Origin of the sequence: Kitasatospora sp. NPDC101176 (assembly GCF_044768035.1) — a bacterium.
In the GTDB taxonomy this organism is placed as follows: Bacteria; Actinomycetota; Actinomycetes; order Streptomycetales; family Streptomycetaceae; genus Kitasatospora.
In genome coordinates, this window is the sequence record NZ_JBIWPA010000027.1 from 54526 (window position 1) to 71046 (window position 16521).

At 71.4% G+C, this 16521-nt stretch carries 11 protein-coding genes; 10 read left to right on the forward strand and 1 reads right to left on the reverse strand.

Translation table 11 applies throughout. From position 1 onward, the window contains the following. Positions 1-160: 160 nt before the first annotated feature. The 10 genes from ACIRS1_RS29265 (at position 161) to ACIRS1_RS29310 (ending at position 15193) form a co-directional block, all read left to right on the forward strand. On the forward strand, positions 161-1990 hold the full coding sequence (locus ACIRS1_RS29265; protein ID WP_402844989.1) for an APC family permease: 1830 nt from the start codon (positions 161-163) through the stop codon (positions 1988-1990). 321 nt (positions 1991-2311) lie between these two features. Continuing rightward, the gene (kdpF, locus tag ACIRS1_RS29270; RefSeq protein WP_033352920.1) at positions 2312-2401 is read left to right on the forward strand and encodes a K(+)-transporting ATPase subunit F; all 90 of its coding nucleotides are present in this window, start codon (positions 2312-2314) and stop codon (positions 2399-2401) included. A 1-nt stretch (position 2402) separates the two neighbouring features. Next, positions 2403-4067 carry a potassium-transporting ATPase subunit KdpA gene (gene kdpA / locus ACIRS1_RS29275; RefSeq protein WP_402844992.1) on the forward strand — a complete coding sequence of 555 codons (1665 nt, stop codon included), beginning with the start codon at positions 2403-2405 and terminating at the stop codon, positions 4065-4067. Continuing rightward, positions 4067-6199: a potassium-transporting ATPase subunit KdpB gene (gene kdpB / locus ACIRS1_RS29280; RefSeq protein ID WP_402844994.1), complete on the forward strand. Its 2133-nt coding sequence runs from the start codon at positions 4067-4069 to the stop codon at positions 6197-6199. The genes kdpA and kdpB overlap by 1 nt, the downstream gene beginning before the upstream one ends. 17 nt (positions 6200-6216) lie before the next feature. Then, complete coding sequence (kdpC, locus tag ACIRS1_RS29285; RefSeq protein ID WP_402844996.1) at positions 6217-6852, forward strand: potassium-transporting ATPase subunit KdpC; 636 nt, start codon at positions 6217-6219, stop codon at positions 6850-6852. Between the two features lie 126 nt (positions 6853-6978). Further along, positions 6979-9558 carry an ATP-binding protein gene (locus ACIRS1_RS29290; RefSeq protein WP_402844998.1) on the forward strand — a complete coding sequence of 860 codons (2580 nt, stop codon included), beginning with the start codon at positions 6979-6981 and terminating at the stop codon, positions 9556-9558. Next, entirely contained in the window at positions 9555-10238 is a 684-nt protein-coding gene (locus ACIRS1_RS29295) for a response regulator (RefSeq protein WP_402845000.1), read from the forward strand. The genes ACIRS1_RS29290 and ACIRS1_RS29295 overlap by 4 nt, the downstream gene beginning before the upstream one ends. Positions 10239-10438: 200 nt before the next feature. Further along, entirely contained in the window at positions 10439-11614 is a 1176-nt protein-coding gene (locus ACIRS1_RS29300) for a hypothetical protein (RefSeq protein ID WP_402845002.1), read from the forward strand. Positions 11615-11998: 384 nt separating this feature from the next. Continuing rightward, entirely contained in the window at positions 11999-13366 is a 1368-nt protein-coding gene (locus ACIRS1_RS29305) for a hypothetical protein (protein WP_402845003.1), read from the forward strand. Between the two features lie 267 nt (positions 13367-13633). Further along, entirely contained in the window at positions 13634-15193 is a 1560-nt protein-coding gene (locus ACIRS1_RS29310) for a Na+/H+ antiporter (RefSeq protein WP_402845004.1), read from the forward strand. 299 nt (positions 15194-15492) lie between these two features. On the opposite strand, the gene ACIRS1_RS29315 is transcribed toward ACIRS1_RS29310, so the two are convergent. Beyond that, a complete protein-coding gene (locus tag ACIRS1_RS29315; RefSeq protein ID WP_402845005.1) occupies positions 15493-16521 on the reverse strand; it encodes an alpha/beta fold hydrolase in 1029 nt (342 codons plus the stop codon).

A 16521-nucleotide genomic window follows, 5' to 3' on the forward strand; every position in this document is an offset into this window, starting at 1 on the left:
CCGGCTGTGCGGACCGGCGGCGCCCCGGGGGCCGAGTCGTTGTCCGGGGCGTCAAGATCGCATCAAGGCCGGTGCTGCCGACATCAAGGGTGTGTAGGAAGCGGAGGACGCTGCCCCGGGTGGCTCCACGATCGTCAGCATCACGATCGAGGAGCCAGGAATGCCAGAGACCACGATTCCGAATGTCGCGGCCGAGCCCGAGCCGCCGGATACCGGCGCGGGCGACGAGCGGCATCGGTTGAGTGTGTTCGGCGGGCTGGCGGCGCTCTCGCTGGATGCCATGGCCTCGGTCGCGTACGGGCCGGAGTCGATCGTCCTGGTGCTGGCCGCCGCCGGCGGGTACGGGCTGGGCTTCACGCTGCCGGTGACTGCGGCGATCGCCGTGCTGCTGGCGGTGCTGGTCGCCTCCTACCGGCAGGTGATCGCGGCCTTCCCGGACGGCGGCGGCGCCTATGCGGTCGCCAAGGCGCACCTGGGCCGCCGGACGGCGCTGACCGCGGCCGCCTCGCTGGTGATCGACTACATCCTGAACGTCGCGGTCTCGGTCACCGCCGGCGTGGCCGCGCTGACCTCGGCCGTGCCGGGCCTGTACGACCAGCGGGTCTGGCTCTGCCTGGGCGTGCTGGCCCTGGTCACCACGGTGAACCTGCGGGGGATCGCCGAGTCGGCGCGCTGGTTCATGGTGCCGACGGCCGTGTTCGTCCTCGCCATCATGGCGATCATCGTGGTCGGCCTGTTCTGGTCGGCCCCGGCGAGCACCGCGGCCGCCGCAGGACACGCCTCGGTGCTCGCCGAGAACGCCACTGCCGTCGGCGCGCTGCTGCTGCTCAAGGCCTTCGCGGCCGGCTGCTCCGCGCTGACCGGCGTGGAGGCGGTGGCCAACGCCGTCCCCTCCTTCCGCACCCCGCGGGTCAGGCGCGCGCAGCACACCGAGATCGCGCTCGGCGCGCTGCTCGGGGTGATGCTGATCGGGCTGGCCGTGCTGATCGGGCGCTTCCACCTCCAGCCGGTCGAGGGCGTCACCGTGCTCGCCCAGCTCGCCGACGCCTCGCTCGGCCACGGCGCCGGCTTCTACGTCGTCCAGTTCGCCACCGTGGTGCTGCTCGGCCTGGCCGCCAACACCTCCTTCGGCGGGCTGCCGGTGCTGCTCGACCTGCTCGCCCGGGACAACCACCTCCCGCACGTGTTCGCGCTGCGCGCCGACCGCCAGGTGTACCGGTACGGAGTGCTGTTCCTGGCCGCCGTGTCGGCGCTGCTGCTGGTCGGCTCCGGCGGGGACGTCAACAGCCTGGTGCCGCTGTTCTCGATCGGGGTGTTCGTCGGCTTCACCATCTGCCAGGTCGGCATGGTCCGGCACTGGCGGCTGCACCGCCAGGCCGGCTGGCGGTGGAAGACCGCGCTGAACGGCTTCGGCGCGCTGCTCACCGGCGTCGCGGCGCTGGTCGTCACCGGCACCAAGTTCACCGAGGGCGCCTGGGGCATCGTGGTGGCCCTGCCGCTGCTGGTGGTGCTGTTCGAGGCGGTCCACCGCAGCTACCGGCGGATCGGCGAGCGGCTGGAGCTGGGCCGGGTGCCCGGCCCGGTGACCAGGCAGCGCAGCCTGGTCGTCGTCCCGGTGACGGCGATCACCCGGCTCACCCGGGACGGCCTGTCGGCGGCGCTCTCGCTGGGCGACGAGGTCATGGCGGTGACGGTGGTGCACGAGCCGACCGCAGCGGAGGCGCTGCGCCGGGACTGGGAGCTGTGGCGGCCGGGCGTGCCGCTGGTGGAGATCCCGGACGGCCACCGCCGGCTGGGGCGGCCGATCGCCGACTTCGTCAACGAGCTGGGGGCGGAGCACGTCTACGACCGGCTGACCGTGCTGATCCCGGAGGTGGAGCCCGCCCACTGGTGGCAGCGGGCGCTGCAGAACCGGCGCGGCGCCGTGATCGACCGCGCACTGCGCCGGCACACCGACGCGGTGGTCTGCCGACTGCGGATGCGGATGTAGGCAGGTGAGGGGGCGTGTCGGCAGGCCTCGTCGAAACGTTCAGGACAATCCGCGGTCTCGGATGAATGACGCCGACATAAGGGCCGCGTCAATGTTTCCGGAGCACCCGTATGGACGGCATCAGGGACGCGCTGCGCGCCCCCGGAGGCTGGTTGGCTGCTCCCGCCGGTCTTCCGCCGGTGCCGTGTGGGCCCTCGGGCCCGTTCACGGGTACGTCCCCTCAGCCACCCAGGTGGAGCCCATGTCCGATCTCATCTACGTCGGTGTCACGGTCGCCGTGTTCGCCGTCATCGCCCTGATCGCGCGGGGGGTGGAGAAGCTGTGAGCGCCGAGAACGTCGCAGGTCTCATCGTCGCCGTCGCACTCGTCGGCTACCTCATTCTCGCGCTGATCTACCCGGAGAAGTTCTGACATGAGCTCCACTCTCGCGGGCTGGATGCAGGCCCTCGCCCTCGTCGGCGCGCTGGCCCTGTGCTACCGGCCCCTGGGCGACTACATCGCCCGCATCCTGACCACCTCGAAGCACCTCAGAGTCGAGCGCGGCATCTACAAGGTCATCGGCGTCGACGGTGACGCCGATCAGCGGTGGCCGGTGTACCTGCGCTCGGTGCTGGCCTTCTCGGCGGTCTCCGTCCTCTTCCTGTACGGCCTGATCCGGCTCCAGGGCTACCTGCTGCTGAACCTGGGCGTCCAGCAGATGGAGGGCCACCAGGCCTGGAACACCGCGATCTCCTTTGTCACCAACACCAACTGGCAGTCCTACAGCGGTGAGTCCGCGATGGGCCACCTGGTGCAGATGGCGGGCCTGGCCGTGCAGAACTTCGTCTCCGCGGCCGTGGGCATCGCCATCGTGGCGGCGCTGATCCGCGGGTTCACCCGGAACCGGACCGACCGCCTCGGCAACTTCTGGGTCGACCTGGTCCGGATCAACCTGCGCCTGCTGCTCCCGATCGCGTTCGTCTTCGCGCTCGTCCTGGTGGCGAACGGTGTGGTCCAGAACTTCCACGGCTTCCACGAGGTGACCAACCTCGCGGGCGACGTGCAGAAGATCCCGGGCGGACCGGTGGCCTCCCAGGAGGTCATCAAGGAGCTGGGCACCAACGGCGGCGGCTTCTTCAACGCCAACTCGGCGCACCCGTTCGAGAACCCGACCGGGTTCACGAACTGGCTGGAGATCTTCCTGCTGCTGGTGATCTCCTTCGCCCTTCCCCGCACGTTCGGCCGGATGGTGGGCGACAACCGCCAGGGCTACGCGATCGTCGCGGTGATGGGCCTGTTCTGGGTCGCCTCGGCCGCCCTGATCACCTTCGCCGAGTCCCAGCACTCCGGTACGGCCCTGCAGGCCGCCGGTGCGGCGATGGAGGGCAAGGAGCAGCGCTTCGGCGTCGCCGCGAGTTCGCTGTTCGCGGCGTCGACGACGCTGACGTCGACGGGTGCGGTGGACGCGTTCCACGACTCGTTCACGCCGTTCGGCGGCGGGCTGACGATCTTCAACATGATGCTGGGTGAGATCGCGCCCGGCGGCACCGGCTCGGGCCTCTACGGCATGCTGATCCTGGCGATCGTCGCGGTGTTCGTCGCCGGTCTGATGGTCGGCCGCACCCCGGAGTACCTGGGCAAGAAGCTCGGCGGCCGGGAGATGAAGTTCGCCTCGCTGTACATCCTGACCACCCCCGCGCTGGTGCTGGTCGGCACCGGTGTGGCGATGGCCCTGCCGGGCGAGCGGGCCGGGATGCTCAACTCGGGCGCCCACGGCTTCTCCGAGGTGCTGTACGCCTTCACCTCCGCGAGCAACAACAACGGCTCGGCGTTCGGCGGCATCACCGTCAACACCGACTGGTACGACACCGCGCTCGGCCTGTGCATGGTGTTCGGCCGCTTCCTGCCGATGGTCTTCGTGCTGGCCTTGGCCGGCTCGCTCGCCCAGCAGCAGCCGGTTCCGGCCACTCCGGGCACCCTGCCCACCCACAAGCCGCTGTTCGTGGGCCTCCTGTCGGGCGTCGTCCTGATCGTCGTCGGCCTCACCTACTTCCCGGCCCTGGCTCTCGGGCCGATCGCGGAAGGTCTCTCCTCCTGATGTCCTCGTCAACGCTTCCTTCCTCTCCCTCGTCTTCTCCCTCCCCGGGCGGCAAGACCGACGGTGCGGCGTCCCACAGAGTCTCCAGTGGGCTGCTCGACCCGAAGCTGATCGTCGCGTCCCTGCCGGACGCGGTGAAGAAGCTCGACCCCCGGGTGATGGTCAAGAACCCGGTGATGTTCGTGGTCGAGGTGGGCTCGGTCGTCACCACGATCTCCGCGATCGCCGACCCCAGCGTCTTCGCCTGGGCCATCACCGTGTGGCTCTGGCTGACCACGATCTTCGCCAACCTGGCCGAGGCCGTCGCCGAGGGCCGTGGCAAGGCGCAAGCCGACACCCTGCGCAAGACCAAGACCGAGAGCGTCGCCCGTCGGCTGACGAACTGGCCTGCCACGCAGGACGAGGAGGAGGTGCCCGGCACCGCGCTCCAGCTGGGCGATCACGTGGTGGTCGAGGCCGGGCAGGTCATCCCGGGTGACGGTGACGTCGTCGAGGGCGTCGCGTCCGTCGACGAGTCGGCGATCACCGGCGAGTCCGCGCCGGTGATCCGCGAGTCCGGCGGCGACCGGTCCGCCGTGACCGGCGGCACCAAGGTGCTGTCCGACCGGATCGTGGTGAAGATCGCCTCGGAACCCGGCAAGTCCTTCATCGACCGGATGATCGCCCTGGTCGAGGGCGCCGCCCGGCAGAAGACGCCCAACGAGATCGCGCTCAACATCCTGCTGGCCTCGCTGACCATCGTCTTCCTGGTCGCGGTCGTCACGCTCCAGCCGATGGCCACCTACGCGGGCGCCCCGCAGTCGATGATCGTCCTGGTCGCCCTGATCGTGGCGCTCATCCCGACCACCATCGGCGCGCTGCTCTCCGCGATCGGCATCGCCGGCATGGACCGCCTGGTGCAGCGCAACGTGCTGGCCATGTCCGGGCGGGCCGTCGAGGCCGCCGGCGACGTCAACACCCTGCTGCTCGACAAGACCGGCACCATCACCCTGGGCAACCGCCAGGCCGCCGAATTCCAGCCGGCCGAGGGCGTGAGCGTCGAGGAGCTCGCGAGTGCCGCACAGCTCTCCTCCCTCGCGGACGAGACGCCCGAGGGCCGCTCGATCGTGGTCCTCGCCAAGACCGAGTACGGTCTGCGGGCCCGCGCCCAGGGCGAGTTGACCCACGCCACCTGGGTGCCGTTCACCGCCCAGACCCGCATGTCGGGCGTCGACCTGGACGAGGCGGACGGCGTCCACTCCGTGCGCAAGGGAGCGGCGGGTTCAGTCACCAACTGGGTCACCGAGAACGGCGGCACGGTCGGCAAGGACATCGCCGAACTCGTCGACGGCATCTCCGCCGCGGGTGGTACCCCGCTGCTCGTCGCGTCCCGGATCGGCAGTGCGGCCCCGAAGGCCCTCGGCGTGATCTACCTCAAGGACGTGGTCAAGGAGGGCATGCGGGAGCGGTTCGACGAGCTGCGCCGGATGGGCATCAAGACCGTCATGATCACGGGCGACAACCCGCTGACCGCCAAGGCGATCGCGGAGGAGGCGGGCGTGGACGACTTCCTCGCCGAGGCCACCCCCGAGGACAAGATGGCCCTGATCAAGAAGGAGCAGGAGGGCGGCAAGCTGGTCGCGATGACCGGCGACGGCACCAACGACGCCCCCGCCCTCGCCCAGGCCGACGTCGGCGTCGCGATGAACACCGGGACCATGGCGGCCAAGGAGGCCGGCAACATGGTCGACCTCGACTCCAACCCGACCAAGCTGATCGAGATCGTCGAGATCGGCAAGCAGCTGCTGATCACCCGCGGTGCGCTGACCACCTTCTCCATCGCCAACGACGTGGCCAAGTACTTCGCGATCATCCCCGCGATGTTCGCCGGGGTCTACCCGGGCCTGAGCCACCTCAACATCATGGGCCTGCACAGCCCCCAGTCCGCGATCACCTCGGCGATCGTCTTCAACGCCCTGGTCATCATCGGCCTCATCCCGCTCGCCCTGCGCGGGGTGAAGTACCGCCCCTCCGACGCCAGTTCGCTGCTGCGCCGCAACATCGGGATCTACGGGCTCGGCGGCCTGGTGGTGCCGTTCGTCGGCATCAAGCTGATCGACCTGATCGTCCAGTTCATCCCCGGCCTCAACTGAGAGAGGAGTCCACCGCCATGTCCAAGCCCCTGCCCGCCACCGTGCGGACCCACTTCACCGCCCTGCGAGTACTCCTCGTACTGACCGTCATCCTGGGGGTCGCCTACCCGCTGCTGGTCACCGGCATCTCCCAGGTCGCCTTCAGCGAGAAGGCGAACGGCTCGATCGTGAAGGCCGACGGCAAGGAGATCGGGTCCAGCCTGCTCGGCCAGAACTTCAACCTGCCGAAGAAGAACCCGGACGACCCGAAGGAGGAGGCCCAGCCGGACCCGAAGTGGTTCCAGCCCCGCCCCTCCGCCGCCGGGACCGGCTACGACGCCTCCTCGTCGAGCGCCTCCAACCAAGGCCCGAACAGCGAGGACCTGCTGAAGGCCGTCCAGGACCGCCGCGCCGCCGTCGCCGCCTTCGACGGCGTGGACCCGGCGAGCGTGCCGGCCGACGCGCTGACCGCCTCCGGCTCCGGCCTCGACCCGCACATCTCGGTGGCCTACGCGAAGGAACAGGTCGACCGGGTCGCCAAGGCCCGCAACCTGCCGGTCGACAGGCTGAACCAGCTGGTCGACACGTACACCGAGAGCCGTTCCCTCGGCTTCCTCGGCCAGGACGGCGTCAACGTCGTCCTGCTCAACAAGGCACTCGGCGAGCAGAAGTGATGACTCTCCATCAGCCTTCCGAGTGACCAGACCGACCCGGGCGCGGGGGGAACCCCCGCGCCCGGGTCGGTCGCCCATGTCTGCGCACCACCAACCTGCCAGCCACACAAGGAAAGAGCAGCGCCCATGGCCCGCGACCTCACCCCCGGCACCGTGCACCGCCGTGGCCGGCTGAGGGTCTATCTCGGTTCGGCCCCTGGGGTCGGCAAGACCTACCGGATGCTCGACGAGGCCCACCGCAGACAGGACCGTGGCGCGGAGGTGGTGGTCGGGTTCATCGAGTGCCACGGGCGGAGGTTCACCGAAGGGCTGGTCGACGGGTTGGAGGTGATCCCCCGCACCAGACGGACCTACCGGGACGCCGAGTTCGAGGAGATGGACCTCGACGCCGTGCTCGCCCGCCGCCCCGCCGTCGTGCTGGTCGACGAGCTGGCGCACACCAACATCCCCGGCGGCCGGAACGCCAAGCGCTGGCAGGACGTCGAGGAGATCCTGGCGGCCGGGATCGACGTCATCACCACCGTCAACGTCCAGCACCTGGAGTCGCTGAACGACGTCGTCCAGAAGATCACCGGGGTCCCGCAGCGCGAGACCGTCCCGGACGAGGTGGTCCGCCGGGCCGACCAGATCGAACTCGTCGACATGGCCCCGCAGGCACTGCGCCGGCGGATGGCCCACGGCAACGTCTACAAGGCCGAGAAGGTGGACGCCGCGCTCTCCAACTACTTCCGGGTCGGCAACCTCACCGCCCTGCGCGAACTCGCCCTGCTCTGGGTCGCCGGGCGGGTCGACGAGGGCCTGCGCGACTACCGGGCCGCCCACCGCATCGACCGGGTCTGGGAGACCAGGGAACGCGTCGTGGTCGCCCTCACCGGCGGCCCCGAGGGTGAGACCCTGATCCGCCGCGCCGCCCGGATCGCCGACCGCACCGCCGGCGGCGACCTGCTCGCCGTCCACGTCACCCGCAGCGACGGCCTGGCCGGCGCCTCCTCCGGCGCGCTCGCCCAGCAGCGCCAGCTGGCCGAGTCCCTCGGCGGCAGCTATCACATGGTCGTCGGCGACGACATCCCGACCGCGCTGCTCGCCTTCGCCCGCGCGCATCACGCCACCCAGCTGGTGCTCGGCACCAGCCGCCGCGGCCGGATCAACCGCTTCCTCACCGGCCCCGGCACCGGACAGACCACCGTCGACGCCTCCGAGGACATCGACGTCCACATGGTCACCCACGAGTTCACCGGCCGCGGCCGGCTGCCCGCGCTCGGCCGCCGCCACTCCCGGCGCCGCACCATCGCCGGATACGCAGCGGGCCTGATCGTTCCCCTGCTGCTCACCCTCGCGCTGTCGCCGTTCCGTAGCACACTCAACCTCACCACCGACGCATTGATCTTCCAACTCGGCGTTGTGGTTGTGGCGTTGCTGGGTGGCGCGCTGTCCGCCCTGCTGGCCGCGCTCATCGCCTCGGTGCTGCTGAACTACTTCTTCATCCCGCCCCTCCACACCCTGACCATCGACGAAGCCAACAACATCGTCGCCCTGGTGGTCTTCGCGACCGTCGCCCTCACTGTCTCCACCGTGGTCGACCACGCCGGCCGGCTCACCAGCCGGGCCGCCCGCGCCACCGCCGAGGCCGAGACCCTCTCCACCCTGGCCGGCAGCGTGCTGCGCGGCGCCGACGCGCTGCCCGCCCTGCTGGAGAAGTCCCGCACGGCCTTCGGCATGGAGTCCGTCGCTCTGCTCGACAGCCTCACGGGAGAGACCATCGCCCGCACTGATGCCGAGACGGGAGGGGCCGACGAGGCCGAAGGCCAGGAGAGCACCGAGGTGGCCGTCGGAGAACGCGCCGTCCTGGTGCTCACCGGCCGTCGGCTGCCCGCCGCCGACCAGCGCGTGCTCACCGCCTTCGCCGCCCACGTCGCCGCCGCCCTGGAACGCGACCGGCTCGCCGTCGCCGCCGCCGAGGTCGAACCGATCAAGGCCGCCGACCGGATGCGCACCGCCCTGCTCGCCGCCGTCAGCCACGACCTGCGCACCCCGCTCGCCGCAGCGCTCGCCTCCGTCGGCTCACTGCGCAGCCCCGACGTCGAGTTCTCGCCCGAGGACCAGGACGAACTCCTCGCCACCGCCGACGAATCACTCGTCAAGCTCACCCGGCTGGTCGACAACCTGCTCGACATGAGCCGCCTCCAGGCCGGCGCCCTCACCCTCCATGTGGCACCCACCCCGCTGGAGGACGTCCTGATGCGTGCCGTGGACTCGCTCCCCGACCCGTACGCGCCGATCCAGCCGCTCGACCTCGACACCGCCCCGCCGGTGCTCGCCGACCCGCCGCTGCTGGAACGCGTCCTCGCCAACGTGATCACCAACGCGCTGCGGTACAACGCCCCCGGCGCGCCCGTCCTGGTCACCGCCAGCCACCACGCCGACCAGGTGGAGATCCGGGTGATCGACCGCGGCCCCGGCATCGCGCCCGAGGACCGCGACCGGGTCTTCCTGCCCTTCCAGCGCCTCGGCGACACCGACAACACCACCGGCGTCGGCCTCGGCCTCGCGCTGTCCCGCGGCCTCGCCGAGGCCATGGGCGGCAGCCTGGAGGTCGAGGACACCCCCGGCGGCGGCACCACCATGCTGCTCACCCTGCCCGCAGCACCGGAGACGCGGATCGAGGAACCCCGCATCGCCCTGCTGGAAAGGAGCACGGACCGGTGAGCCACATCCTCGTCGTCGACGACGAACCGGCGCTGCTGCGCACCCTGCGGATCAACCTCCAGGCCCGGCACTACTCGGTGCTCACCGCGGCCACCGGCCAGGAAGCCCTGGACTCGGCGGGCCAGGCGCCGCCCGACGCCATCGTCCTCGACCTCGGCCTGCCGGACTTCGATGGCGTGGACGTGATCAAGGGCATCCGCTCCACGCTGACCGCGCCGATCATCGTGCTGACCGGGCGAACCGACATCGAGGACAAGCTCCGGGCGTTCGACGCGGGCGCGGACGACTACGTGACCAAGCCCTTCGTCGTGGACGAACTCCTTGCCCGCCTACGAGCCATTCTGCGCAGGCCACTGGGCGGTGTCCCGACGACTCCCGAGCCGTCGGCACGGATCGGTTCGCACGAGGTCGATCTCGGCGCGGGCACGGTCGTCGGTCCGGACGGCCCTGTCCGCTTAACCCCGACCGAGTGGAAGATCCTCGCCCTGCTGCTCGCCAACCCCGGTCGACTGGTGCCCGGAAAGCAGATCCTGACCGAGGTCTGGGGTCCGGACGCGGCGGCCAACGGCAACTACTTGAGGGTCTACTTCTCCAGCATGCGGCGGAAACTCGAAGCCGACCCGGGCCGGCCGCGCCACCTGATCACGGAGCCCGGGATCGGCTACCGGTTCCAGCCCTGACCCGGCCGTATCCGGCATACCGCCCTGCACGTATCAACGGCCGTGCCGGGCAACGGCGTTCAACGGAATTCACGCCTCCTTGATCCACTTCGCAAGGATCCCGTCAGGATCACCGACGGAATCCCGAACTCGACGTTCCGCGCTGCCATCGTGCTTTCCGACCGGATCCGTTCGGGTCCGAATGCGAAGGAGAGCACGTGTTGTCGAGGATCAAGTTGGCGGCCGCGGCCGCGGGCCTCAGCACCCTGGCCGTCGCGGGCCTGGCCGGGCCGGCGGCAGCCGACGGGAGCTACGACCCGGTCAAGGAGAACTGCAACGCCGCGAACGTGGTGACGCCGGGCTCCACCGCCTTCGTCTGGTGCATCCAGGCGGCCCAGCAGAGCGGGGAGGCCAAGCGGCTGGCCCGTGAGGGCTTCGTCAAGGGCCTGCTCGACCTGCTGGTGAACAAGACCGGCGGCTACTACAACGTGATGATCTTCGACATCAAGGGCGACAACGCCTTCGGGGATCCGTGGTACGTCCACAACTACGAGGAGCACCTGGAGGACGTCGACTTCACGTACGACGTCACCTACCGAGACCAGACCTCGCGCGAGGACCAGACCTACCGGATCTGGATCTTCCACGGCGGCGGTATGTTCGCCAACGGCTTCGACGGCGGCTGGGGGAATTGGGCGTTCTACGGTCTGTTCGACCGCTCCTCCCGTGAGCACAACTGGGCGTACCCGCCGGGCACCAGCCGCCCCGGCCAGCGGTACAGCCACACCGATGCCGTGGTGGACTTCCGGCGGACCCTGACCAGTGCCGTCCCGTCCGGCTCCCCGGGCGTGCCTGGCCAGACCGCCTCACCGTTCGTGCCCACCGTCCCCGCCGTGCCCAAGGGCAGCGAGTCCGCCATCCCCGGCGTGCCGATCACACCGGGGAAGCCCGCTCACCCCGGCAAACCCGGCGAACCCGCCAAGCCCGGCAAGCCGTCCGGCTCGGGCCGCCCGCCGCTGGACACCCCGGTGTACCTGCGGACGGTCAACGGGCTCGGCGCCGTCGCCACCGGTGACGCCCCGGGTTCGGCGGTGATCGCCGGCAAGCTCGGCGGCGCGGACTCCCGCTGGACGATCAAGGACACGGGTGGTGGCCGCTACCGGATCACCAGCGCCCTCGGCCCGGAGCTCACCGAGAACACCGGCACCTACTTCGCCGACGTCACTGGCTGGAAGGGCGGTGCGGAGCAGAAATGGGAGGTACTCGATGTCGGCGGCGACCGCTTCCAGATCAGGATCAGCGACCAGGACTGCCTGACCTACCACGAGGACCGGAAGACGCTCGGCGTGTGGACCTGCGACGGGTCCGCCGAGCAGCAGTGGACGATCACCCGCTGAGGTGCCGCCAATACTGCGTCAAGATGGTCGCCGGCCGCGTCAAGGAGCCGTCAGGAGAGGCGGACGGGTGTTCGGCCGCACCTAGTGTGAGCTGCGAGGAAACGGTTCGCTGCCCGGGCGTGGGGCCTGGCGGCGGACCGTTTGCCGAACCCCGACCTCCGGCGGGTTCCTCCGGGGAAGGTTCGGCGGCCAGTGAGAAACAGGGGGAGGGGGCGCGCGGCGATGCCAACGGGAACGTCGGGCGGTACGGCTGTCATGGGGAAAACGGTCGAGCCGGAGACGGCGCGACAGGAGACAGCCGCACCACCACCCGGGCCGCGCGCCCCCCGTCACTGGCTCGGAAGCTCCTGGCGCAGCCGGGACTGGTGGAACACCCCGCGCCTGGTGCGCGGGCTCACCGGCCTCTGTCTCGCCTCGCTGCTCGTCGCCGCAACGGCGACCGCGACCGTTCTGGGCGGGGCCCGGGACGGCACGGACGTCATCGGCCACCAGGCCGCCCCGCAGGTGGTGCGCTCGGCGGACCTGTACTTCGCGCTCAACGACATGGACGCGCAGGCCGCCAACCTGCTGCTGTTCGGCGCCGACCCGGACTACACGGCGCTGCGCAAGGAGACCCTGGACACCTATGAACAGCGGCGCGCTCAAGCCGACACCGACCTCCAGCGCGTTACGGAAGCGGTGGCGGGCGACGAGGCCGGGCAGCGGGCCGTGCAGACCGTCATCGGCGAACTCGGCCGCTACGAGGCCCTGGTGGCTCGCGCCCAGCTGCTGGAGGACCAGGCCCACGCCCCGGCCGGCCGACCCTCGGCGGAGGCCCTCGCGGCCTACCGGCAGGCCACCGACCTGCTGCGCCAGCAGCTGCTGCCGGCCGTCGACGAGGTGACCAAGGCCAACGCGGCCGTCGTGGAGGGCAATTACACCGACCAGCGCGGCGCCCTGGCCGGCGGCTGGTGGTGGATCCTGCTCACCGGCCTGGCCGCCCTGGTTGCGCTCGGGCTGCTGCAGCGGCTGCTGGCGGTGCGGTTCCGGCGGCTGGTGAACGTGCCGCTGGCCGTCACCACGCTGCTCACCGTGGTCACCCTGGTCACCGCGCTGACGCTGGCCTCCCGCGCCGACCACCACCTGGTGGTCGCCAAGAGCAACTCCTTCGACTCGGTGATCGCCCTCAGCCGGGCGCGCGCGGTCGCGTACGACCTCAACGCCGATGAGAGCCGCTACCTGACCGACCCCGCCCGGGCGGCTGCCTACGAGCAGAGCTTCCTCGACAAGACCCAGTCCTTCGCCCGGGTCGGCGGCGCCACGCTCGCCACGTACAACGACCGGCTTGCCGCGCTGGCCGACAGGCACCGGGCCGACCACGGCCAGGTGGGCTTCGGCGGGTACCTCGGCGACGAGCTGCGCAACATCACCTTCTCCGGCGAACAGGACGCGGCGGAGCGGGTGCTGGCCGCGTTCCAGCAGTACCAGCGCGACGACCGGAAGATCCGTGAGCTGAACGCGCAGGGCAGGCTGAAGGAGGCCGTCACCTTCAACACGGGCCTCAATCCGGGCCAGTCGAATGCGGACTTCGGCGTGCTCAGCGCCGCGCTGGAGGACAACCAGGCGATCAACCAGCGTGCCTTCGAGGGAGCGGTCGCCGATGGCGACGACGACCTCGACGCCACCACCGCGGGCCTGGGCGCGGCGGTGTTGGCGGCGGCGCTCGCGCTGACCGCGCTGGGCGTGCGGCCGCGCCTGCGCGAGTTCGCCTGACCGGGGACGGCCGCCGCGCCCATGGCTCACCGCCCTCCACGGCTCACCGTGGGTGCAGCGCTGCGAGTGACCGGCTGCGCGAGCAGGACAGTCACGCCCTGTCCACGCCGCTCACCCACCGATGCCCCATGATTCCCGCCCTGCCGCTCTCCGCTAATGCTCCGATAAGATGACCACAGGTGTGCCGGGAAGCCTGGTCGGCGCGGGGGACGACTGCGGCGATCGGCGGCGGTGACCCCGGTTCTTGCGATGGGGTCCTTTCCACCGATGCACGTTGTGGCGATCGTTCTCCTCCTGGTGGTGCTGGCCACGGCCGTGGCCACCTTCGCCGGCCGGCTGCGCGTTCCCGCGCCGTCCCTGCTGGTCCTGGCGGGCATCGGGGTGGCGCTGATACCCGGCGTCCCCGCGCTGCACGTCCCACCGCAGGTGATCGGCATGGTGGTCCTACCGCCGCTGCTGTACGCCTCCGCGGAGGAGCTGTCGCTGCGCGACCTGCGCATGGTCTGGCGTCCGGTGACGATCCTCTCCCTCGGCCTGGTCTTCGCCTCCGCCGCCGCCGTCGGCTTCACGGCCGTCGCCGTCGCCGGGCTCCCGCCCGCGATGGCCTTCGTGCTCGGCGCCGTGCTGTCCAGCACCGACCCGGTGGCCGTCACCGCGCTCGGCCGCCGGCTGGCGCTGCCGGGGCGGCTCCAGGTGCTGGTGCAGGCGGAGAGCCTGTTCAACGACGCCACCTCGCTCGTCCTGTTCAAGGTCGCCGTCGGCATCGCGGTGGCCGTCGGCGCCTCGGTGAGCGTGCCGGCGGCGGGCGGGGAGTTCCTGCTGCTCGGCGGGGGCGGCAGCGTGGTCGGCGCCACCGTCGCCGGCCTGGTCTGGCTGGTGCGCCGCCGCACCACCGACCCGGTGCTGGAGACGGTCATCGCGCTGGTCACCCCGTACGCGGCGTACGTCCTCGCGGAGTCCGCGCACACCTCCGGCGTCACCTCCGTGGTGGTGGCAGGGGTCCTGCTCGGGCGCTCCGGCCACCGGCTCACCGACGCCCACATCCGGCTGCAGCTGCACGCCGTGTACGCGGTGGTGGTGTTCCTGCTGGAGAGCGTCGTCTTCTCCATCGTCGGCCTGGAACTGCCCACCCTGGTGCGGGACCTGCCCGCCGGCACCGGCTGGTGGCCACTGCAGGCGCTGGCGCTCGCCGCGGTGCTGATCGCCGTACGCGTCCTCTCCACCCTGCCGCTGACCCGCGCCGTCAAGCCCCGCCGGGGCCGGGGCCGTTCCGGGCTGTCCTGGCGGGTCGCCGGGGTGGTCACCTGGGCCGGCACCCGCGGCGTCATGCCCCTTGCCGCGGCCCTGTCCATCCCGCTGCTCGCCGACGACGGCACCAAGCTCGCCGGGCGGCCGCTGGTCCTGGTGCTCACCACCGCCGTCGTCGTATTCACTCTCGTCGTCCAGGGCCTGACCCTCGCCGCCGTCGTCAACCGCTCCGGCCTCGCCCTCGAACCCGAGCACACCGCCCGCGAGGAGGACGACACCCGCGACGCCCTCAACCGCGCCGCCCTCCACCACGTGGAACACCTCGCCGAACTGGAGGCCGTCCCGGACACCGCCCTCGACCGCGTCCGCCGCGCCCTCACCGCCCGCCTCGACCGCACCCCGGAGACCCCCGACGGCACCACCGCCGACACCGCCTACCGCCAGCTGCGCCGCGAGGTCATCGCCGTCCAGGGCGCCGAACTGCACCGTCTCTACGACGACCACCGGATCAGCGACACCACCCGCCGCCGCCTCCAGCACGACCTCGACCGGGAGGACGCCGCCCTCGGCACGCTCTGACGGGCTCACGCCCCGGTCGGCGGCCTTCAGCCGGCGGGCCGGGCCGGAGCCAGGGGTGGCCGGCCGCTCGACGAGGTCTCCGGCGATCTCGCCGCCGTGAGCGGAGGCCCGCTGAGGCGGCGGAACAACTCCGCGGCGAGCCGGAACTCAGCGGCCGGGCACGCCGAAGCCGACGTCCGGCATGAACGGCGGTCGAGGCCGATACCCGGTGCTCCCCCGGTGGTGTGCGCACGCACCCGGGGTCGGCGCAGGTGCCGACCGCCCCGGGCGGTGCGCCCTCCGGGGCGGCGGCCTCGCCGTCACACCCCACCCAGGGTCTCCACCAGCGCGGCCAGGAACTCCTTCGGGCGCTCCAACTGCACGCTGTGCCCGGCACCTTCCACCGCGACCTCGCGGACCCGCCCGCCCGCGGCCGCGTAGCGGTCCAGCACGGCGCGGGTCTGCGCCACCATCGGCTGCGCCGGGCAGGTGTCCGCGCCGGGCCAGCCCGGGACCGCACCGACGGCCCCCAGGTGGGCCAGGTCGAAGAGCGAGGCGTCGGAGACGATCACGTCGGCCGTACCGCGGATCCACAGGATCGGCGGCTTCGGCTCGACCACTTCCAGGTCGTCGATCCGGAAGTGGGTCGGCGCCATCGAGTTGAGCACCCCGCGTTCGCCGGGTCCGAAGCCCGGCCAGGCCTCGCTCGTACGGCTGTCGCCCGGGTAGTGGTCCTCACCGGTCCGGGTGGTCAGCATCGCCGCCACGTAGCGGTCCGGCTCGGCGAGCGGCTCGCTGACGTAGGCGGTGTCCAGCACCGAGCGCGGCGCGAACGGCGACCCGGCGCCCGGCTCGCCCTCACGCAGCAGCCGGACGAACTCGGGGGCCGCACCGCCGGCGCCGGAGCCCGCTCCGTCGGGCGAGTTGAGCCGTCCGTCCACCCCGTGGGTGCCGCCGAAGCCGTACGGGGAGACCGGGTTGACGAGGGTGACCGAGCGGACCAGCTCCGGCCGGTCGCGGAGCAGTTGCAGCACCACCCCGCCGCCCATGCTCCAGCCGACCAGGTGCACCGGGCCGAGTGCCAGTTCCGCCACGAAGGAGAGCAGGTCCTCGCTGTGGTCGCGCAGACCCCGGGTGGCGTCCACCGGGAGCGGCTCGCTGCCGCCGAAGCCGCGCAGGTCGGGAGCCAACGGCCGGTAGCGTGGGGGGAGTTCGGCCATCGTCGAGTGCCAGAAGACGCCGGAGGAGACGTTGCCGTGCACCAGGACCACGGGCTCCCCGGTCCGGCCCTCGACCTCGGCGTAGTTCACGGTCAGCCGGTCGGTGGCCACCAGTCGATCGGTGATCAT